Here is a 19,799-nt window from a genome sequence, read left to right on the forward strand (position 1 = left end):
TTGGTTTAGACCTGTCTGGGGTGCGCCGCCCGCACCCGCCCGTGTGCCTCCTCACCTCCGTCGACGCTCCCACCGGCACCTTCGCCGACCTCTCCACCGACCTCTCCACCGACCTCTCCACCAGCACCTTCGCCGGCGCCCTCCGTCACCTCCTCGAACACCGTCCCTCCTCCCGTTCGCGCGAGCAGGTACGCCTGCGCGTCGCCCACGTGGAAGTACATGCCGTGCAGCTCCAACCGGCCCCTGTCCAGCGCCCGGGCGACCGGCGGGTGCGCCCGCAGGTGCTCCAGCTGCTGGACCACGTTGGTCAGGCAGAGCAGCTCCACCGCGTCCGCGGGGTCCCGCCCGGCCAGCCGGGCCCCGCTCCGGCCGTCGCCGGACATCCGGGCCAGGCTCGGCAGCCCGTGCCGCAGCCACCGCCGCAGCGGGGTCACCCCCTGCCCGGTCCCACCGGCCAGCAGTGCCTGCATCGCCCCGCACCCGGAGTGTCCGCAGACGGTGATGGAGCGCACCCCGAGCACCTCCACCGCGTACTCGATGGCGGCGGCCACCGAGTCGTCGCCGTGCTCCTCCTCCGGCGGCGGCACCAGGTTGCCGACGTTGCGGACGACGAACAGGTCACCCGGACCACTGGCGGTGATCATCGACGTGACGAGCCGGGAGTCGGCGCAGGTGAGGAAGAGCTGGGACGGGCGCTGGCCCTCCCGGGCGAGCCGCGCCAGCTCCTCCCGCACCAGCGGTGCCGTGTTCCGCTGGAACGAGCTGATGCCACGGGCCAGTTCGTGGCCGGCCTCCTGGCCCGCCGGGGCGGCGGGGGCCGCGGTGAAGCACGCCTGGTGGTTGCGCCAGGGGGTCCAGGGGCGGCACCGGCACCCGGTGGCCGGGGCCCGCTCGGCGGTCCGGATTCCGCCGCGCCGGCCTGTCAGGTCGGCCGTGCCTCCCCGCGCGGTGTGGGCACTGCGCCAGTCCTGCAGTGACTCGTACGCCGCGTGGTCCATGAACGAACCGTCCAACTCCACCACGGCGTGCGCGCCTTGGGGTACGAGATGCAGGGCTCTGCTGAGCCTGGGCACCGCGAGGAAGGTCAACTGGCCTCGGACACGTACGTGATGGACTCCTTCCTTCTCCTCGTGGGTGATACGGGTGTGGGCGAGGCGGCGCAGGGCGAGGGCGACCGCCACGGCGACCCCGAGGAGCACGCCCTGCAGGACGCCGAGGAGCACCACGCCGAGTGTGGTCGCGGCGTAGACCGGCACTTCGCGGTGGCGCGTCACCGTGCGGATGTGGTGCAGGGACACCATCTGGATGCCGACGGCCATCACCAGGGCGGCGAGGGAGGCGAGCGGGATCTCCTCCAGGACCGGGACCATCAGCAGCGCGGCGACTACTACGAGAACGCCGTGCAGCATCGTGGAGTTCCGGCTGAGCGCACCTGATTTCACATTCGCGGTACTGCGTACGGCCACCCCCGCGATCGGCAGTCCGCCGAGGGCACCGGAGACGATGTTGGCGGCGCCCTGGCCGAGCAGCTCGCGGTCCAGGTCGGAGCGGCCGAGGCGGGACTGCGGCCCGGGGCGGGCGGCGACCAGCTTGTCCACCGCCACCGCGCCGAGCAGCGACTGCACGCTGCACACCAGGGTCGTGGTGAGCACGGCGGCCGCGACGCCGAGTGCCGGGCCGTCGGGCAGTCCGGCCAGGGCGTGGCTGTGCCAGGAGGGCAGCTCGACCCGGGGCAGGGCCAGGCCCGCAAGGCCGGCGGTCGCGGCGGCTGCGGTGACGGCTACCAGGGCGGCCGGCACCCTGCGCAGCAGCCGCCCGGCGCGGCCGGGCAGGCGCGGCCAGGCCAGCAGCAGGGTCAGGGTGAGTGCGCTCATCGCCACGGCCGCCGGGTGCAGGTCGGCCAACTGGGCGGGCAGGTCGCGCAGGTTGGCGAGGACGGAGCTGTCGGGGCTGCCGCCGAGCACGATGTGCAGCTGTGCGACGGCGATGGTGATGCCGATGCCGGCGAGCATGCCGTGCACCACGGCCGGGCTGACCGCGAGTGCGCCGCGCGCCACCCGCAGACAGCCGAGGCCGAGCTGGGCGAGGCCGGCGAGGACGGTGATGCCGCAGGTCGCCCGCCAGCCGTAGCGGTGGATCAGGTCGGCGGTGACCACGGTGAGTCCGGCGGCCGGTCCGCTGACCTGGAGCGGGCAGCCGCCCAGCCGGCCGGCCATGATCCCGCCGACCGCGGCGGCGACGAGTCCCGCCTGGAGCGGGGCGCCGGTGGCGAGGGCGATGCCGAGGGAGAGCGGCAGGGCGATCAGGAAGACCGCGACGGCCGCGGACACGTCGGCGCCTGCCAGGGTGAAGCGGCGGCGCGCGGGTGCGGGGTCGTGCGGCGGGTGGGGGTGCTGGATGTGAGGGGGTGCGCAGGCTGACATGTTCCCGTCTCCTCCGGGGCGGCGCGGTCGCGGACTGGGTGGGGGCCCGCGGCGATGGGCGGGCTCGGTCGCGGCCGTGGGTCACGGCGTGCAGCGGCGGGATGGATCAACGCTCGGTAAAAGAACCGTAATGCCAAGTAAAGCTAGGGCATATCTTTTCGGGGCAAACGGGGCATGAGATCGCTCACTGGGGTGAAGCGAGCATTTCATCGGCTTGTCGTACTAATTCCTTCTCGGTCCCGTGGGACCTTGGCCGCGCTGCCGGTAGGAGCCCGGCACATCACCACAGAACGGCCCTCGTCAGCGTGTGCCTGAGTAGAAGGAAGAAGGTGGGCGGAACATGGCCGCCACCCAGAGGATCGCCGTCGGCGCCATGGTCGCCGCGGCCTGTGCGGCGTCGCTCGCCGGTTGCGCGAGCGACTCCAGCGGCACGAAGGAAGGGGCGCCCGGCCCGGAGCAGGGGGCGCCCGCGCCGGGCAGCGTGCTGCGGCTGATCGGCGACGGATCCACCGCGTACACCGGATCCCAGCCGCATCTGCCCAGGCCCGAGCGCCTGAGCCCCGGTCAGAAGCCCCCGCAGTTCGTCGTGTTCTCGTGGGACGGCGCGGGCGAGGACAGCCAGAGGCTGTTCTCGCACTTCCGCAAGGTCGCCAAGGAGAACAACGCGACGATGACGTACTTCCTCAGCGGCGTGTACGTGCTGCCGAAGGAGAAACGCGACCTGTACAAGCCGCCCCAGCACGACCCGGGCAGTTCCGACATCGGCTTCAACGACGAGCAGGGCATCACCGACACCCTGAAGCAGGTCCGGCTGGCCTGGCTGGAGGGCAACGAGATCGGCACCCACTTCAACGGCCACTTCTGCGGACCCGACGGCGGGGTCGGCACCTGGTCGGTGGACGAGTGGGAGAGCGAGGTCGCCCAGGCCAAGGAGTTCGTGAAGTCCTGGAAGACCAACACCGGCATGAAGCAGGCGACTCCGCTGCCCTTCGACTACGACAAGGAGCTGATCGGCGCCCGCACCCCCTGCCTGGAAGGGCAGAAGAACTTCGTGAAGGCCGCCCGCCGGCTCGGCTTCCGCTACGACTCCAGCGGAGTCAACGACCAGGTGTGGCCCAAGAAGAAGGAGGGACTGTGGGACCTGTCGATGCAGCTGGTGCCCTTCCCGGGCCACACCTATGAGCAGCTGACCATGGACTACAACTTCATGGTCAACCAGTCCGGCACCGAGACCCAGGGCGACCCCGACAAGTTCGACTACTGGGGCGACCAGATGCGCGACGGCCTCCTCAAGGGCTTCTACCGCGCCTACGACGGCAACCGCGCGCCTCTGATCATCGGCAACCACTTCGAGTCCTGGAACGGCGGCACCTACATGCGTGCCGTCGAAGAGGTGGTGAAGGAGGTGTGCAACAAGCCTGAGGTGCGCTGCGTCTCCTTCCGCCAGCTGGCCGACTGGCTGGACGCCCAGGACCCGAAGACCCTGGCGAAGCTGCGCACCCTGGAGGTCGGTGAGGCACCCCGGCAGGGTTGGGCGTCCTTCCTCTCCGGCCGCCCGGCTCCGGCGCCCAAGGGCGTGCCCGGGGCGCCGGCGGACAAGGCGTAATCGCGGACCGGCGTCAGACCGGGCCGGGCCGGCGTCAGGCCGGCGTCGCCACGCTCTCGCCGAGCACGAAATGGGGGTCGACCTGCGCCGCCAGGTCGACCCCGGTGCGCTCGTTGCCCCAGGACTCGGCGTTCTTCAGGTGGAAGTGCACCATCTGGCGGGTGTACCGCTCCCAGTCGCGCCGCTCGTAGGTGGCGTCGACGGTGGCTCGAAGCGTCGCCAGGGCGCAGGCGGTGGCCTCTTCCAGGAGCTCGAACCGGGGCGGGCGGCCCTTCTCCATGGCGCGCACCCAGTCCGAGCGCCCGACCGTCACGAGCAGGTCGTCGCCGACCTCCGCGCGCAGGAAGTCGATGTCGTCCGGCTCCTGGATCTTGTTGCCGACGACCCGCAGGGACACGCCGAAGTCGCGGGCGTACTCCTTGTACTGCCGGTAGACGGAGACCCCCTTCCGGGTCGGCTCTGCGACGAGGAACGTCATGTCGAACCGGGTGAACATGCCGGAGGCGAAGGAGTCCGAACCTGCCGTCATGTCGACCACCACGTACTCGTCGGGGCCGTCGACGAGGTGGTTCAGGAACAGCTCCACCGCTCCCGTCTTGGAGTGGTAGCAGGCGACCCCCAGGTCGGCGTCCGTGAAGGTGCCCGTGACCATCAAACGGACGGCGCCGCCGTCGAGTTCCACCGGGCGCGCGCAGGCGTCGTAGACCGGGTTGGGCTCGCGCACCCGCACCAGTCGCGAGCCCTCGCCGGGCGGGGTGGTCTTGATCATCGTCGCGGCCGAGGCGATGCGCGGGTTGCTGCCGCGCAGGTACTCCTTGATCAGCGGGAGCTGTCCGCCCATCGCGGGCAGCGCCGCGACCTCCTCCTCGCCGAGGCCGAGCGCGGGACCGAGGTGCTGGTTGATGTCCGCGTCGATGGCGACCACCGGGGCGCCGGCGGCTGCCAGATGGCGGATGAACAGGGACGAGAGCGTGGTCTTGCCGCTGCCGCCCTTCCCGACGAAAGCAATTTTCATGTTCACCAAGCGTAGTCGGCCCATAGCTGTACGTGTCACGAGAACGTGAAGAAGACCACTCCTTCGTGGGGTCGGCCGGTGGGGTGCGTAGTGTCGTACTCATGAGTACGACAGGCGCGACCGCCGACCCTCTCGCTGCTCTGGGTTCGCTGCCCGGCGTGGCCGAGTCCGTTGAGTCCGTGCGCAAGGCCGTGGACCGGGTCTACGGGCACCGGATCATGCGGCGCCGCAGCAACGCGATCACCTCCGAGGCCGCCCTGCGCGGCGCCCGCGGCTCGGCGGCGTTGTCCGGCGCGGACTGGGCCCTGGAGGAGGTGCGCCGGCGCTCCGACTTCGGTGCCGACCCCGAGGCCCGCGTCGTGGGCGCGGCCCTGCGGCTCGGCGCCGAGGCGGGGCAGCTGCTGTCCATCTGGCGCCAGTCGCCGCTGCGGGTACTGGCCCGGCTGCACCTGGTGGCCGCCGCGAGCGGTGACGACCAGGTCGGCAGGCCGCGCCAGGCCGGCGAGCCGGTGGACGAGCCCTTGATCGAGCTGCCGTTGCCGCGGGCCGACGAGGTCTCGGGCCGGCTGGAGGGGCTGGCGGACCTGATCATCGCCGGTACCTCCGCGCCCGCGCTGGTGACGGCCGCCGTGGTCCACGGTGAACTCCTCGCGCTGCGTCCCTTCACGTCCCACAACGGTCTCGTCGCGCGCGCGGCCGAGCGGATCGTGCTGATCGGCAGCGGCCTGGACCCGAAGGCGATCTGCCCGGCCGAGGTCGGCCACGCCGAACTGGGCCGCGCCGCCTACCTGGCGGCTCTGGACGGGTACGTCTCCGGCACGCCCGAGGGCATGGCGGCCTGGATCGCCCACTGCGGCCGGGCGGTGGAGCTGGGCGTACGCGAGTCGACCGCGGTGTGTGAGGCGCTGCAGCGCGGCGCGGCCTGAGGGGGTGTCCGGAGAGCGGCCAGGGCTCCGGAAAAGGGTTGCGGCGGTACGAATGCTCGTACCGCCGCTGGCATGCTCACCGAGTTACCAAGCGTCCTCGATATGCGCCCATCAGGTCGGGGTGCTTTGCCCGTCACCTGGTGCGGCTGGCCCGTAATCGACGGGTCGACGTCGCGTGGGTGCCCGGTGTTCATGCGGGGTCCGTGGGGCCAAGTGCGTAGTGGTAGGGGATCCTCTCGGATGTCCTTTGGTCTCGCGGGCCTACGTTCTTTGTACCGCGAGCCGGGAGGAAGCGGAACCCCAGCCCACACTTCTTTACTTTCAGGTTCAAACGAGATGAAACCGGCACTGTCCGGGCCGGCGACGTTCGGGGGCGGCGTTCGGGTCGCCGGCGTGCGGGCCGGCACGGTTCAGACGGTGCCCCTGCGCCGACTGGCGTACCAGACGAGGCCGGCGGTCGCCGCCGCCGCTCCCACGGCCGCCGCCGCGACCAGGGCCGGGCGGGGCGGGACGGAGAACGCGGGGAGCCGCTTCTTGAGCGGGACCGGTCGGCGGAAGGCCAGGACCGGCCACCCGCGCGTGACCGCCTCGCGGCGCAGGGCGCGGTCCGGGTTCACCGCGTGCGGGTGCCCGACCGCCTGGAGCATCGGCAGGTCGGTCGCCGAGTCGCTGTAGGCGTAGCAGCGGTCGAGGTCGTAGCCCTCGGACGCGGCCAGTTCCCTGACGGCCTCGGCCTTGGTCGGGCCGTAGGCGTAGTACTCCACCTCCCCGGTGAAGCAGCCGTCCTCGCCGACGACCATGCGGGTGGCGACCACCCGGTCCGCGCCGAGCAGCTCGCCGATCGGCTCGACCACCTCCGCGCCGGAGGTGGACACGATGACCACGTCCCGGCCTGCCGCGTGGTGCTCCTCGATGAGGGAGGCGGCCTCGTCGTAGATGATCGGGTCGATCAGCTCGTGCAGGGTCTCGGCGACGATCTCCCGCACCTGCTGGACGTTCCAGCCACGGCACAGTGCGGAGAGGTACTCGCGCATCCGCTCCATCTGGTCGTGGTCCATGCCGCCGACGAGGAAGACGAACTGGGCGTATGCGGTGCGCAGAGCGGCCCTGCGGTTGATCAGCCCGCCTTGGTAGAAGGACTTGCTGAAGGTGAGGGTGCTCGACTTCGCAATGACCGTCTTGTCCAGGTCAAAGAAGGCCGCTGCGCGGGGCAAGGAGTGGTTTTCCACGCCCCTGAGCATAGGCGCCCACCATTCGGCGTAAGGTGGGGCGCGTGGGTTTGCCTGAGAGGGCTCTCGGGTACACCATGGAAGTCACGGATCGTTCGCGACCGTGCTAACCCGGTCCGACTCCTCCCCCCCCGAGTCGGCCGTGGGGACGACCCCCGCTCTCCCCCCCGGCGGGGGTCGTCGCATGTCCGGGTGGGTTTTCTCGCTTCTCCCCTTTCTTCCCGCGGTCGTACGGCCGGCGGCGTGCCGCCGTGACCGCGCCTTCGGCATGCCCATGATCCGCTACTGCGTGTAATCACCAGACTGCTCTCTGGAAGTCGCACACGGATCGGTACAGGGGTCACCGGTATGGGTGACGGAGATATTCACAGGGCCCGGGCTGTCCACAGTTTTCCACCAAGATCCACATCATTTCGCGGATCCCTGCACCGTGATTCCAGTGCACTCCCGCCGCGGCGAGTTCATGGCCGGTTCTGATTGCCGGAGTGCCTATGGCCGGTTCCTGCCGGCCGTTCATATGGAGGCCGCTCGCCGGTTCTCCACACCGTGGGGAATCGCGTGGCCGCGAGGGCTTCCCGGCCCACGCAGCGAAGGGGGAACACCATGACCGGAACCATCACCCACGACCCGCCGCCCGGCTCGGCGGAGCGGCCCGGACAGCCGCTCATCGTCACCGAGGACGCCGTACTCCTGGACGATCTGCTGCGCCTGTGCGCCGCGGCGGGCGCCACTCCCGAGGTTCGTCACGGCGTACCGGAATCCGGCGACGGCTGGGCGGCCGCCCCGCTCGTCCTCATCGGTGACGACGCCGCCCGCCGGGTGCGCGGGGTCGCCCGCCGGCCCGGTGTGGTGCTGGTGGGCCGCGACCAGGACGACTCGGGGGTGTGGAAACGAGCCGTCGAGATCGGCGCCGACCACGTCCTGATGCTCCCCGACGGCGAGGCGTGGCTGGTCGACCGCATCGCCGACGTCGCGGAGGGCATCGGCCGCCCGGCACTCACCGTCGGGGTGATCGGCGGTCGGGGTGGCGCCGGCGCGTCCACGCTCGCGTGCGCGCTCGCCGTCACCTCCGCGCGCGAGGGATTGCGCACCCTCCTTGTGGACGCCGATCCGCTCGGAGGCGGACTCGACGTACTCCTCGGCGGCGAGAGCGCCGAAGGACTGCGCTGGCCCGCCTTCGCCGCCTCCCGCGGCCGGGTCGGCGGCGGCGCCCTGGAGGAGTCGCTGCCCGAACTGCACTCCCTGCGGCTGCTCAGCTGGGACCGCGGCGACTGCGTGGCCGTTCCGGCTGCCGCGGTCCGCGCGGTGCTGGCCGCCGCCCGGCGGCGCGGCGGCACGGTCGTGGTCGACCTGCCCCGCCGGCTCGACGACGGGGTCGCCGAAGTCCTCGCCCAGCTCGACCTCGCCCTGCTCGTCGTCCCGGCCGAACTGCGGGCGCTCGCCGCCGCGGGCCGTGTCGCCTCCGCCGTCGGCATGGTCGTACGCGACCTGCGGGTGGCGGTCCGCGGACCGTACGCACCCGGCCTGGACGGCCACGAGGTGGCCCGGCTGCTCGGCCTGCCGCTGGCCGGCGAGGTGCCCGTCGAACCGGCGCTGCTGCGCCCGCGGGGTGGTGCGAAACCCCCGGGAGCGACGGGGCGCGGTCCGCTCGCCCGCTTCTGCGGGAACTTCTGGGAGCGCGCACTGGTCGAGGCGGGAGGCATCCGATGACCCTGCCCGGACTCGACCGGGCCGACGGAGCGGCCCTGCTCGACGGCGTCCGCCGCCGGCTCGCCGAAAGCGGAGCCGAACCCACCCCCGCGCGCGTGGCCCAGGCGCTGCGCGAACAGGGCCGGGTGCTCGGCGACGCGGAGATCCTCGGCGCGGCCGCCCACCTGCGGTCCGAACTGGTCGGCACCGGTCCCCTGGAGCCGCTGCTCGCCGACCCCGACGTGACCGACGTCCTGGTCTCCGCGCCGGACCGGGTGTGGGTGGACCGCGGCGGTGGCCTGGAGCTGACCCCGGTGGCCTTCCCCGACGCGGCGGCCGTACGACGTCTCGCGCAGCGGCTGGCCGCCGTCGCCGGACGCCGGCTGGACGACGCCCGGCCCTGGGCGGACGCCCGGCTGCCCGACGGCACCCGGCTGCACGCGGTGCTCCCCCCGGTGGCCGTCGGCTGCACCTGCCTGGCCCTGCGGGTGGTACGGCCCAGGGCCTTCACCCTGGAGGAACTCGTCGCGGCCGGCACGGTGCCGCCCGGCGGCGACCGCATCCTGCGGGCGCTGCTCGCGGCCCGGCTGTCCTTCCTCGTCAGCGGCGGCACCGGATGCGGCAAGACGACCTTGCTGAGCGCCCTGCTGGGACTCGTAGGGCCGGGGGAGCGGATCGTGCTCGCCGAGGACTCGGCCGAGCTGAGGCCGGACCATCCGCACGTCGTCCGGCTGGAGACCCGGCCGGCCAACCAGGAAGGTGCCGGCCTGGTCACCCTGGAGGACCTCGTGCGGCAGGCGCTGCGGATGCGGCCGGACCGGCTGGTCGTCGGCGAGGTGCGCGGACCCGAGGTCGTGCACCTGCTCGCGGCCCTCAACACCGGCCATGAGGGCGGCTGCTGCACGGTCCACGCCAACGCCGCCGGGGACGTCCCGGCCCGGCTGGAAGCGCTGGCGACGGCCGCCGGGCTGGACCGGGCCGCGCTCCACAGCCAGTTGGCGGCAGCCCTCTCGGTGGTGGTGCACCTGGTACGGGACCGGTCCGGGCGGCGCCGGATCGCCGAGATCCATGTGCTGGAGCGGGACGCCGCCGGGCTGGTCCGGACGGTACCGGCGCTGCGCTGGGGCGAGCGGGCGTTTGTGCGGGAGCGGGGGTGGGAGCGGTTGCGGCACCTGCTGGGCGAGTCGGAGGGGGCCGGGAGCGGGTGAGGGGCGGCGGGGGTCGGTGGCGGCTTCGCGCGCGGAGTGCGCTGTGTGGGCCGGGGGGTGCGCCGTGCGGGCCGGTGCGGGGTCGCCGGTGTGGGCCGGAACGGAGTCCGTGGTGAGGGCCCGAGTGCAGTCGGCGGTGAGGTTCGGGCTTGAGGTTCGGAGTGAGGTCGGGGAGTGACGGGAGAGGTGGCCGAAGTGATCGGTGAGACGTCCATGGGGGCCGCGTTGGTCTGTCTCGGTGCGCTGGTCTGGATGCAGGGCGGGCGGCACTACGGGATGCGGCGGGCGCGGCTGCTGATGGCCGGCGGTGGGGTGGTGGCGACCGGGCCGCCCGCCTGGGAGCAGGCCCTCGCGCAACTGCGGCTGCGGTGCGGCCGGTGGGGAGCCGAGTGGTGGGCATTCGTCGCCGGACTGGTGGTCGCCCTGCTGGGCGCCTCGGTGATTCCGGCCGTCGCGGGGGCGGCCGGGGTGCCGCTGCTCCGCCGGGTGCGGCTGGCGCGGCAGGCCCGGCTGGCCCGGGAGCGGCGGGCGGACGCGGTGATCGCCCTGTGTGGGGCGCTCGCCGGAGAGGTGAGGGCGGGACGGCAGCCCGGGGAGGCACTGCTGAGGGCCGCGCGGGATTCCGGCGGACTCGGTGACGCGCAGGCCGCTGTGGTGGCGGCGGCCCGGTTCGGCGGAGACGTGCCCGGCGCGCTCGCCGCGGCGGCACGGCAGCCGGGCGCCGAGGGCCTGCTCGGACTCGCCGCCTGCTGGCGGGTGGCTGTGGACCAGGGCGCCGGACTCGCCGCCGGCCTGGACCGGCTGGACGGGGCCCTGCGTGCCGAGCGCGACCAGCGGGCCGACCTGCGCGCCCAGTTGTCGGGCGCCCGCGCCACCGCGGTGCTGCTCGCCGCACTGCCCGTCCTCGGCCTGCTCCTCGGCACGGCCCTGGGCGCGGACCCGCTGCGGGTCCTGCTCCACACCGGAGCCGGCCTCGGCTGCCTGACGGCCGGGGCGGTGTTCGAGACGGTCGGGACGTGGTGGGCGGTGCGGATCGTGCGGCGGGCGGAGGCGGTGTGAGGCGAGGTGGGTGCGGGGTGATGGGAGGCGTGAGGTGGGTGCGGAGGTGGTGTGAGGCGAGGTGGCTGCGGAGGCGGTACGAGGCGGAGTGGGCGTGGAGGCGGTGCGAGCGAGGTGGGCGCGATGAGCAGAGCGGTCCGGATGCCCGGACGGCGGGGAAAGGAGCGGGCGGTATGAGCGGGGAGGTCGTCCACAGGCTGGGGATGACGGCGGCCGTTGTGCTGACCCTCGGCTGGGGTGCCGGGCGGCTGGATGTGGCGCGGCGGCGACGGCGGGCGCGGCGCCGGGTGGCGGAGCTGATGGGACGCGAAGCGCCCGCGCGCGTGAATCCGTTGGTGATCCCGGGAGTGGTGCGGCGGTTGCTGCCTCCGTTCGCCGCGGGGTGCGGCGTGTGGGTGCTGGTCGGCGGAGTCGCCGGGGTGGTACTGGGGCTGGGCGTCGGTGTCGTGCTCGCACGGTGGCGGGGCCGTCAGACCTCGCAGGCCGGCCGGGAAGAGGCGATCGACACCGCCGAGGCCGCGCGCCAACTGCCGCTCGCCGCCGACCTGCTGGCCGCCTGCACCACGGCGGGTGCCGGTCCGGTGATCGCCGCCCAGGCGGTCGGGGAGGCCCTCGGCGGACCCGTCGGACAGGCGCTGGTACGGGGTGCGGCGGAGGTCCGGCTCGGCGGTGAACCAGCGGACGCCTGGCGGAATTTGGCCGCGCTGCCCGGCGCGGGCCTGCTCGCACGGCTGCTGGAGCGGGCCGACGAGTCCGGGCTGCCCGCTGCCGGCCCGGTCACCCGTCTCGCGTCGGACGCGCGCGCGGAGTGGGCGCGTACGGCGACGGTACGGGCGCGCCGGGCGGCGGTACTGATCTCCGCGCCGGTCGGCCTCTGCTTCCTGCCCGCGTTCATCGCGGTCGGGGTGCTGCCCGTCGTGATCGGGCTGGCAGGCGGGCTGATGGGCGGGAGGTGAGGCGGGCGGGAGCGGACGTGGGCGTGCGGAGGGACATCAGGCGAGTGCCGAAGAAGTCGACGACAGACCAGAACCTCACGGGGGTTGAAATGTTCAGCAAGATCAGGGAAGTGGCGGTCCGGTTGCGCGGGGCGTGCCGGCAGGACACCGGAATGGTGACGTCGGAGTACGCCATGGGGATCATCGCGGCCGTGGCGTTCGCGCTGGTGCTCTACAAGGTCGTCAACAGCGGTCAGATCCAAGCGGAGTTGCAGGCCATCGTGAAGCGGGCCCTCAGTGCGCGGATGTGAGCGGGGCGGAGACCGCGGGTTCGTGACCGCGGAGGCGGCCATGGTGCTGTCCGTGCTGGTGGCGTTCACGATGGCGCTGGTTGGGGTGCTGCTCGTGGCGGCGGCACAGATCAGGTGCGTGGACGCGGCCCGCGCGGGCGCCCGGGCCGCGGCCCGTCAGGACCCGGCCGACGTGGTGGTCACGGTGACCCGGGAAACGGCACCGCGCGGAGCACGGGTGACCGTCGCACGCGAGGGCGACCGGGTCCGGGTGACGGTGGTGGCCAGGCCGCCGCTGCTGAGCGGGTTGCCGTTCGAGGTGCGGGAGGAGGCTGTGGCACTGGCCGAGGAGTCGGTGGCGGACGAGGAGGCCGGGGAGGCCGTGGAGGGGTCGGGAGGGGTGCGTGAGGGTGTGGGGCTGGGTTCGTGAGGGATTGCGGCGGCAGGACCTCGACCGGGGGTCCGCCACTGTCTGGAGTCTGGGGCTGATCGCCGTGCTGTGCGTGGTGTTCGGTGCCGTGCTCGCTCTCGGGCAGGCCGTCGTCGTACGGCACCGGGCGGCCGGTGGCGCCGATCTGGCCGCGCTCGCGGCGGCGGACCACTGGGCCGAGGGCGGCACGGCGGCCTGTGCCTGGGCCGGGCGGCTGGCGGCGGAACAGGGGGTGCGGTTGGTGCGGTGCGCGATCGAGGGCGACACCTCGGACGTGACGGCGGCCGCGGGGCGGGCGCCGTTCACGGCGGAGGTCAGGGCGAGAGCGGGTCCGGCGGGACCGGTACCGCCTGGCGGGCCGGACGGGACGGGGTTCGTACCGCCGGCCGCCGTACCCTCGGCGCCTGCCGTCCCGGTGCCGGGAGGAGGCGAGCAACCAGGACCCTGAGCGGACTTCCTCACCCGCTCTCTCCACACACACGCTCCGGATGCCCGCCCCGGTCTCACCCCTCCGGATCCGCTCCCCGCCCTCCCGCCTTACCCGTCCCCCTCCGGTTCCCCCTCCGCGTCCCCGGACGGCTTCTCCTCCGGCGCCCCCCGCAGCAGTGCCGTGAGGAGTCGTACCGCGCCCCTCTTGTGCAGGGGGTCGTTGCCGTTGCCGCACTTGGGGGACTGGATGCAGGACGGGCAGCCGGAGTCGCACTCGCAGGAGGCGATGGCCTCGCGGGTGGCGGTGAGCCAGGCGCGGGCGGTGTGGAAGGCGCGCTCGGCGAAGCCCGCACCGCCGGGGTGGCCGTCGTAGACGAAGACCGTGGGCAGGAGGGTGTCGGGGTGCAGGGGGACCGAGACGCCGCCGATGTCCCAGCGGTCGCAGGTCGCGAAGAGGGGCAGCATGCCGATGGAGGCGTGCTCGGCCGCGTGCAGGGAGCCGCCGAGGATCTCCGGGGTGATCCGGGCCTCGTCCAGCTGGTCCTCGGTGACCGTCCACCACACCGCGCGGGTGCGCAGCGTACGAGGAGGGAGGTCGAGTTTCGTCTCGCCCAGCACCTCGCCGGTGATCAGGCGTCTGCGGAGGTAGGAGACCACCTGGTTGGTGACCTCGACGGAGCCGTAGCAGAGGCGGCCGGCGCCCCAGGGGATCTCGGTGTCGGTCTCCAGGACGGAGATCGCCGTGGTGTCGCGGGCGACCGTCGAGTAGGGCGGGTCGGCCTGTTCGACCAGGGCGACGGAGTCCTCCAGATCGAGGTCGCGCACCAGGTAGGTGCGGCCCTGGTGCAGGTGGACGGCGCCCTCGTGGACCGTGGAGTGCGCGGCGCCCGCGTCGACGGTGCCGAGCAGGCGGCCCGTGTCGGCCTCGACGACCTGCACCGGACGGCCGCCGGCACCGCGGATGTCGGTGAGGTCGGCGGCCCGCTCCCGGCGGGTCCAGTGCCAGGCCTTCGTACGGCGGCGCAGCAGCTTCGCGGCCTCCAGCTGCGGCAGCACGTCCGCGCAGGCGGGGCCGAAGAGGTCCAGGTCCTCCTCGGTCAGCGGCAGCTCCGCGGCGGCGGCGCACAGGTGCGGGGCGAGGACGTAGGGGTTGTCGGGGTCGAGGACGGTCGATTCCACCGGTTGGTCGAACAAGGCCTCGGGATGATGGACGAGGAAGGTGTCCAGCGGGTCGTCGCGGGCGACGAGGACCGCGAGGGCGCCCTGGCCGGAGCGGCCCGCGCGGCCCGCCTGCTGCCACAGGGAGGCGCGTGTGCCCGGGTAGCCGGCGATGACCACCGCGTCCAGGCCCGAGACGTCCACGCCCAGCTCCAGGGCCGTCGTGGCGGCGAGGCCGAGGAGTTCGCCGGAGTGCAGGGCGCGTTCCAGGGCGCGGCGCTCTTCGGGGAGGTAGCCGCCGCGGTAGGCCGCGACACGCCGGGCCAGGGAGCGGTCGACCTCGGCGAGTCGCTCCTGGGCGATCACCGAGATGAGTTCGGCGCCGCGCCGGGAGCGGACGAAGGCGACCGAGCGCACGCCCTGCACGGTCAGGTCGGTCAGCAGGTCGGCGGTCTCGGCGGTGGCGGTACGCCGTACGGGGGCGCCCTTCTCGCCCTGCAGTTCGGTGAGCGGGGGCTCCCAGAGGGCGAAGACCAGCTCGCCGCGGGGGGACGCGTCGTCGGCGACCTCCACGACCGGCAGCCCGGTCAGCCGGCGGGCGGCGACCGCGGGCTCGGCGGCGGTCGCCGAGGCCAGCAGGAACACGGGGGAGGAGCCGTAGCGGGCGCACAGGCGGCGCAGGCGGCGCAGCACCTGGGCGACGTGGGAGCCGAAGACGCCCCGGTAGGTGTGGCACTCGTCGATGACGACGTAGCGGAGGGACTTCAGGAAGGAGGACCAGCGCGGGTGGGAGGGGAGTATCCCGCGGTGCAGCATGTCGGGGTTGGTGAGGACGTAGTTGGCGTACTGGCGGATCCACTCGCGTTCCTCGAACGGGGTGTCGCCGTCGTACACGGCTGGGCGTACCGCGGTGCCGAGAGATTGTGAAAGTTCCTTCACCGATCGGCACTGGTCCGCCGCGAGCGCCTTGGTGGGGGCCAGGTAGAGGGCGGTGGCGCCGCGGCCGTTCGGAGCCTCGGCACCGTCCAGAAGGGTGGACAGGACGGGCATCAGATAGGCGAGGGACTTGCCGGAGGCGGTGCCGGTGGCGACGACCACCGAGTCGCCGTCCAGGGCGTGCTCCGCGGCCAGCGCCTGGTGCGCCCAGGGGTGCTCGATGCCGCAGTCGTGCACGGCCGCGATCACTTCGGAGCGAATCCGGTCAGGCCAGACGGCATGGCGGCCCGCGCGCGGGGGCAAGTGCTCCGTATGAGTGATGCGCGCAGCCCGGCTCGGCCCGGAGGCGAGCCGGTCCAGGACCGTGCCCGGAGACGGGCGGGACGCCGCGTGGGCCTGGGGTCGATCGGATCGGTGATTCTTGGCCATTGGCACCGAGTGTGTCACTGGCGTGACGGACAATGGAGTCAAGGCGTCGTGCACGCCCGCCCGTAAGTGATTGAATGCCATCGCGGCTGGCGAAGCGTCCTGGGGGCCGCAAGCCGCGTGCCCTAGGGCGACCGCTCGATAGCAAGGTGCTGGAGGATCCGTGGACCTGTCCCTGTCGACCCGTACCGTCGGCGATCGTACGGTCGTCGAGGTCGGTGGCGAAATCGACGTATATACCGCGCCCAAGCTGCGCGAGCAGCTGGTCGAGCTGGTGAACGACGGGAATTTCCACCTCGTCGTCGACATGGAAGGCGTGGACTTCCTCGACTCCACCGGGCTCGGCGTCCTGGTCGGCGGCCTGAAGAGGGTTCGCGCCCACGAGGGCTCGCTGCGCCTGGTCTGCAACCAGGAGCGCATTCTCAAGATCTTCCGCATCACCGGCCTCACCAAGGTGTTCCCGATCCACACCACGGTCGAGGAAGCGGTGGCGGCCACCGACTGATCGGCCACCGACCGATCCCGGACCGGTCGCCGGCGTCGGGCCCCTGCCGGGGGCCGGACGCCGGCCGGTCCCGTCCTGGGCCGGTGCCGACGCGCCGGTCCGGGGTAGAGAGACACACCAGAGGGTGCGGGCGTTCTGCGCCCCGCCCCCGACCGCACGCCCGTAGTCGCGAGGGGGATGCATGGCCACCGTCGAACTCCGCTTCAGCGCGCTGCCCGAGCACGTCCGTACCGCCCGGCTGGTGGCGGCAGCGGTGGCGCGCAGGGCCGGAGTGGACGAGGCCGTCCTGGACGAGGTGCGTCTGGCGGTGGGCGAGGCCTGCTCCCGTGCCGTCGGACTGCACCAGATCAGCGGGGTCACGGCACCGGTGAAGGTGGCGTTGATCGAAGAGGAGAAACAGTTCTCCATCGAGGTCGGCGACGAGGCACCGCACGCCGCTCCGGGCGGCGACACGCCCGGAGTGCAGGACGGCGACGCGGACGTCGAGGAGGACGAGATGGGCCTCGCGGTCATCAGCGGCCTCGTCGACGACGTGGAGGTCACCACCGGGCAGAACGGCGGCCTGATCCGCATGACCTGGCCGACCGCACCGCCGGCAGCCGCACTCGCCTGACCCCCCTAGCACGACCCGACAGGGGCCCTGCCTGAGCAGGGCCCCTGTCGCGTTCCTGGCACCCTGTTTCCAGCCCCTTCCCCAATTCGTGAAGGAATTCACGATCAAAAGCCCGATAATTTGATCAAGCATTCATCTGGGCGTCAATGGTTTTGAGGCATTACCCCTTTCGGGTTCGCTGTCCGTGCATGCAGGCCAATTCCGTTTACCGTCCCCTGTTTAGATCACTCACGGGTACCTACAATCCGTCCACATCTTGAGCTCAGCCCAAGCGTCAAGGAGGACGAATGGCGGGGCTTTCTACCCCAGAGCAGTTGGGTCACCCCTCATCCCTCGCGGCCGCGGTCCTGACCGACGACAACCGGATCATCGTGGCCGTCATCGCGGCCGTCGCCCTGGCCGCTCTGGTGGTCGCGGGGATCCTGGTGCGCCAGGTACTGGCAGCGGGCGAGGGAACCGACAGCATGAAACGGATCGCCGAGGCGGTCCAGGAAGGCGCCAAGGCGTATCTCGCACGGCAGCTGCGCACGCTCGGCGTATTCGCCGTCGTGGTCTTCTTCCTGCTCATGCTGCTGCCCGCCGACGACTGGAATCAGCGAGCCGGCCGCTCGGTGTTCTTCCTGATCGGAGCGGCGTTCTCGGCGGCCACCGGCTATATCGGCATGTGGCTCGCCGTGCGCAGCAATGTGCGGGTCGCCGCGGCGGCCCGGGAAGCCACACCGGCGGAGGGCGAGCCGGAAAAGGATCTCACCACCGTCTCGCACACCGCGATGAAGATCGCATTTCGCACGGGCGGCGTCGTCGGCATGTTCACGGTGGGGCTCGGCCTGCTGGGCGCCTCCTGTGTGGTGCTGGTGTACGCCGCGGACGCACCGAAGGTGCTGGAGGGCTTCGGCCTCGGGGCCGCCCTGATCGCGATGTTCATGCGGGTGGGCGGCGGCATCTTCACCAAGGCCGCCGACGTCGGCGCCGACCTGGTCGGCAAGGTCGAACAGGGCATTCCGGAGGACGACCCGCGCAATGCCGCGACCATCGCCGACAACGTGGGCGACAACGTCGGCGACTGCGCGGGCATGGCGGCCGACCTCTTCGAGTCGTACGCCGTGACCCTGGTGGCCGCGCTGATCCTCGGCAAGGCCGCCTTCGGCGACTCGGGTCTGGCTTTTCCGCTGCTGGTGCCCGCCATCGGTGTGATCACGGCGATGATCGGCATCTTCGCGGTCGCCCCGCGCCGTGCCGACCGCAGCGGCATGACCGCGATCAACCGCGGCTTCTTCATCTCCGCGGTGATCTCCCTGGCGCTGGTCGCGATCGCGGTCTTCGTCTACCTGCCGTCGAAGTACGCCGACCTCGACGGCGTCACCGACGCCGCGATCAAGGGCAAGAACGGCGACCCGCGCCTCCTCGCGCTGGTCGCGGTGGCCATCGGCATCCTGCTCGCCGCCGTCATCCAGCAGCTGACCGGCTACTTCACCGAGACCAACCGCCGCCCGGTGCGGGACATCGGCAAGACCTCCCTCACCGGTCCCGCCACCGTCGTCCTCTCCGGCATCTCGGTGGGCCTGGAGTCGGCTGTCTACACCGCGCTGCTGATCGGGCTCGGCGTGTACGGCGCGTTCCTGCTCGGCGGTACGTCGATCATGCTGGCGCTGTTCGCGGTCGCCCTGGCCGGCACCGGGCTGCTCACCACGGTCGGGGTGATCGTCGCCATGGACACCTTCGGGCCGGTCTCGGACAACGCCCAGGGCATCGCCGAGATGTCCGGTGACGTCCAGGGCGCGGGCGCGCAGGTACTCACCAACCTGGACGCGGTCGGCAACACCACCAAGGCCATCACCAAGGGCATCGCCATCGCCACCGCCGTCCTCGCCGCGTCGGCGCTCTTCGGGTCGTACCGCGACGCGATCACCACCAACGTGCACGACGTCGGCGTGAAGCTGACCGGACCGGGATCGCCGCTCAGCCTGTCGCTGGACATCTCGCAGCCCAACAACCTCGTCGGCCTGGTCGCGGGCGCCGCGGTCGTCTTCCTCTTCTCCGGACTGGCCATCAACGCGGTGTCGCGGTCGGCCGGTTCGGTGGTGTTCGAAGTGCGGCGGCAGTTCCGCGAGCACCCCGGGATCATGGACTACACCGAGAAGCCCGAGTACGGGAAGGTCGTCGACATCTGTACCCGGGACGCCCTGCGCGAGCTGGCCACGCCCGGTCTGCTCGCCGTCATGGCGCCGATCTTCATCGGGTTCACGCTCGGCGTCGGCGCGCTCGGCTCCTACCTCGCCGGGGCGATCGGCGCGGGCACGCTGATGGCGGTGTTCCTCGCCAACTCCGGCGGTGCCTGGGACAACGCCAAGAAGCTGGTGGAGGACGGCCACCACGGCGGCAAGGGCAGCGAGGCCCACGCGGCCACGGTGATCGGCGACACGGTCGGCGACCCCTTCAAGGACACCGCCGGCCCGGCGATCAACCCGCTGCTGAAGGTCATGAACCTGGTCTCGCTGCTCATCGCACCGGCGGTGATCAAGTTCTCCTACGGTGACGACAAGAACCTCGGCGTGCGGATCGGTATCGCGGTCCTCGCGCTCCTGGTGATCGTCGTGGCCGTGTACGTCTCCAAGCGGCGCGGGATCGCCGTCGGCGACGACGAGAGCGCCGAGCGGATCGCCAACTCGCCGGACGCCGCGGTGGTTTCGTAACCGCGGCCGAGAAGGCCTGGCCAACGGGCGGGCGGGCGGCGCGTGCTGACGCGCCGCCCGCCCGCTCCGTGTGTGGCCGCTCCGTGTCCGCCCGTCCCGTGTGCGCCCGTCCCGTCGTGAGCCGGTGTCACGGGCCGGTGTCGTGAGCCTTCTCTCCCATGGTGCGAATAGTCACAAAAGCTGACTTACGGTTCCTTCGGAAGGGGGAGGGGGTGCGTTCGCCGTGTAG

16 protein-coding genes are annotated in these 19,799 nt (G+C 72.3%); 12 read left to right on the top strand and 4 right to left on the bottom strand.

What is annotated here, in order from left to right; genetic code table 11:
• Positions 1 to 5: 5 nt before the first annotated feature.
• Positions 6 to 2,423, bottom strand: a complete 2,418-nt coding sequence (locus IEZ20_RS27270) for a SulP family inorganic anion transporter (protein WP_229896282.1) — start codon at positions 2,421 to 2,423, stop codon at positions 6 to 8.
• Positions 2,424 to 2,763: 340 nt separating this feature from the next.
• Between IEZ20_RS27270 and IEZ20_RS27275 the strand changes: the two genes are divergently transcribed.
• Positions 2,764 to 4,029 (top strand): polysaccharide deacetylase family protein, encoded by a 1,266-nt coding sequence (locus IEZ20_RS27275; RefSeq protein ID WP_189303452.1) that lies wholly within the window; start codon positions 2,764 to 2,766, stop codon positions 4,027 to 4,029.
• Between the two features lie 34 nt (positions 4,030 to 4,063).
• On the opposite strand, the gene IEZ20_RS27280 is transcribed toward IEZ20_RS27275, so the two are convergent.
• Positions 4,064 to 5,044 (bottom strand): ATP-binding protein, encoded by a 981-nt coding sequence (locus IEZ20_RS27280; RefSeq protein ID WP_189303455.1) that lies wholly within the window; start codon positions 5,042 to 5,044, stop codon positions 4,064 to 4,066.
• Positions 5,045 to 5,145: 101 nt separating this feature from the next.
• On the opposite strand from IEZ20_RS27280, the gene IEZ20_RS27285 reads away from it, so the two are divergent.
• On the top strand, positions 5,146 to 5,970 hold the full coding sequence (locus IEZ20_RS27285; protein ID WP_189303457.1) for a Fic family protein: 825 nt from the start codon (positions 5,146 to 5,148) through the stop codon (positions 5,968 to 5,970).
• A 410-nt stretch (positions 5,971 to 6,380) separates the two neighbouring features.
• On the opposite strand, the gene IEZ20_RS27290 is transcribed toward IEZ20_RS27285, so the two are convergent.
• Positions 6,381 to 7,211 (bottom strand): HAD family hydrolase, encoded by an 831-nt coding sequence (locus IEZ20_RS27290; RefSeq protein WP_189303459.1) that lies wholly within the window; start codon positions 7,209 to 7,211, stop codon positions 6,381 to 6,383.
• 591 nt (positions 7,212 to 7,802) lie between these two features.
• Here IEZ20_RS27290 and ssd point away from each other — a divergent pair.
• From ssd to IEZ20_RS27325, 7 genes are all read left to right on the top strand, one after another.
• Positions 7,803 to 8,909, top strand: a complete 1,107-nt coding sequence (gene ssd / locus IEZ20_RS27295; RefSeq protein ID WP_189303461.1) for a septum site-determining protein Ssd — start codon at positions 7,803 to 7,805, stop codon at positions 8,907 to 8,909.
• Positions 8,906 to 10,096 carry a TadA family conjugal transfer-associated ATPase gene (locus IEZ20_RS27300; protein WP_189303463.1) on the top strand — a complete coding sequence of 397 codons (1,191 nt, stop codon included), beginning with the start codon at positions 8,906 to 8,908 and terminating at the stop codon, positions 10,094 to 10,096. The genes ssd and IEZ20_RS27300 overlap by 4 nt, the downstream gene beginning before the upstream one ends.
• Positions 10,097 to 10,309: 213 nt before the next feature.
• On the top strand, positions 10,310 to 11,155 hold the full coding sequence (locus IEZ20_RS27305; RefSeq protein ID WP_189303668.1) for a type II secretion system F family protein: 846 nt from the start codon (positions 10,310 to 10,312) through the stop codon (positions 11,153 to 11,155).
• Between the two features lie 173 nt (positions 11,156 to 11,328).
• The gene (locus IEZ20_RS27310; RefSeq protein WP_189303465.1) at positions 11,329 to 12,111 is read left to right on the top strand and encodes a type II secretion system F family protein; all 783 of its coding nucleotides are present in this window, start codon (positions 11,329 to 11,331) and stop codon (positions 12,109 to 12,111) included.
• Between the two features lie 89 nt (positions 12,112 to 12,200).
• Positions 12,201 to 12,401 (top strand): DUF4244 domain-containing protein, encoded by a 201-nt coding sequence (locus tag IEZ20_RS27315; RefSeq protein ID WP_189303670.1) that lies wholly within the window; start codon positions 12,201 to 12,203, stop codon positions 12,399 to 12,401.
• A 22-nt stretch (positions 12,402 to 12,423) separates the two neighbouring features.
• Positions 12,424 to 12,810 (top strand): TadE family type IV pilus minor pilin, encoded by a 387-nt coding sequence (locus tag IEZ20_RS27320; RefSeq protein WP_229896283.1) that lies wholly within the window; start codon positions 12,424 to 12,426, stop codon positions 12,808 to 12,810.
• On the top strand, positions 12,791 to 13,258 hold the full coding sequence (locus IEZ20_RS27325; RefSeq protein ID WP_373303977.1) for an Rv3654c family TadE-like protein: 468 nt from the start codon (positions 12,791 to 12,793) through the stop codon (positions 13,256 to 13,258). Before IEZ20_RS27320 ends, IEZ20_RS27325 begins: the two co-directional genes overlap by 20 nt.
• 89 nt (positions 13,259 to 13,347) lie before the next feature.
• Here the strand turns inward: IEZ20_RS27325 and sftH are convergent, their stop codons facing one another.
• On the bottom strand, positions 13,348 to 15,843 hold the full coding sequence (gene sftH, locus IEZ20_RS27330; protein WP_189303471.1) for a DEAD/DEAH box helicase: 2,496 nt from the start codon (positions 15,841 to 15,843) through the stop codon (positions 13,348 to 13,350).
• A 79-nt stretch (positions 15,844 to 15,922) separates the two neighbouring features.
• On the opposite strand from sftH, the gene bldG reads away from it, so the two are divergent.
• The 3 genes from bldG to IEZ20_RS27345 all read left to right on the top strand — a co-directional run bounded on the left by bldG (position 15,923) and on the right by IEZ20_RS27345 (position 19,570).
• Positions 15,923 to 16,264, top strand: a complete 342-nt coding sequence (gene bldG / locus IEZ20_RS27335; RefSeq protein WP_014674042.1) for an anti-sigma factor antagonist BldG — start codon at positions 15,923 to 15,925, stop codon at positions 16,262 to 16,264.
• Positions 16,265 to 16,445: 181 nt separating this feature from the next.
• Positions 16,446 to 16,877, top strand: a complete 432-nt coding sequence (locus IEZ20_RS27340; RefSeq protein ID WP_189303473.1) for an ATP-binding protein — start codon at positions 16,446 to 16,448, stop codon at positions 16,875 to 16,877.
• Between the two features lie 287 nt (positions 16,878 to 17,164).
• A complete protein-coding gene (locus IEZ20_RS27345; RefSeq protein WP_189303475.1) occupies positions 17,165 to 19,570 on the top strand; it encodes a sodium-translocating pyrophosphatase in 2,406 nt (801 codons plus the stop codon).
• Positions 19,571 to 19,799: the final 229 nt, after the last annotated feature.

Source organism: Streptomyces cinerochromogenes (genome assembly GCF_014648635.1).
GTDB lineage: Bacteria > Actinomycetota > Actinomycetes > Streptomycetales > Streptomycetaceae > Streptomyces > Streptomyces cinerochromogenes.

Coding starts and splice junctions, on each gene's coding strand:
- IEZ20_RS27270 (WP_229896282.1), bottom strand. CDS start 2,423: ATGTCAGCCTGCGCACCCCCTCACATCCAGCACCCCCACCCGCCGCAC.
- IEZ20_RS27275 (WP_189303452.1), top strand. CDS start 2,764: ATGGCCGCCACCCAGAGGATCGCCGTCGGCGCCATGGTCGCCGCGGCC.
- IEZ20_RS27280 (WP_189303455.1), bottom strand. CDS start 5,044: ATGAAAATTGCTTTCGTCGGGAAGGGCGGCAGCGGCAAGACCACGCTC.
- IEZ20_RS27285 (WP_189303457.1), top strand. CDS start 5,146: ATGAGTACGACAGGCGCGACCGCCGACCCTCTCGCTGCTCTGGGTTCG.
- IEZ20_RS27290 (WP_189303459.1), bottom strand. CDS start 7,211: ATGCTCAGGGGCGTGGAAAACCACTCCTTGCCCCGCGCAGCGGCCTTC.
- ssd (WP_189303461.1), top strand. CDS start 7,803: ATGACCGGAACCATCACCCACGACCCGCCGCCCGGCTCGGCGGAGCGG.
- IEZ20_RS27300 (WP_189303463.1), top strand. CDS start 8,906: ATGACCCTGCCCGGACTCGACCGGGCCGACGGAGCGGCCCTGCTCGAC.
- IEZ20_RS27305 (WP_189303668.1), top strand. CDS start 10,310: ATGGGGGCCGCGTTGGTCTGTCTCGGTGCGCTGGTCTGGATGCAGGGC.
- IEZ20_RS27310 (WP_189303465.1), top strand. CDS start 11,329: ATGAGCGGGGAGGTCGTCCACAGGCTGGGGATGACGGCGGCCGTTGTG.
- IEZ20_RS27315 (WP_189303670.1), top strand. CDS start 12,201: ATGTTCAGCAAGATCAGGGAAGTGGCGGTCCGGTTGCGCGGGGCGTGC.
- sftH (WP_189303471.1), bottom strand. CDS start 15,843: ATGGCATTCAATCACTTACGGGCGGGCGTGCACGACGCCTTGACTCCA.
- IEZ20_RS27340 (WP_189303473.1), top strand. CDS start 16,446: ATGGCCACCGTCGAACTCCGCTTCAGCGCGCTGCCCGAGCACGTCCGT.
- IEZ20_RS27345 (WP_189303475.1), top strand. CDS start 17,165: ATGGCGGGGCTTTCTACCCCAGAGCAGTTGGGTCACCCCTCATCCCTC.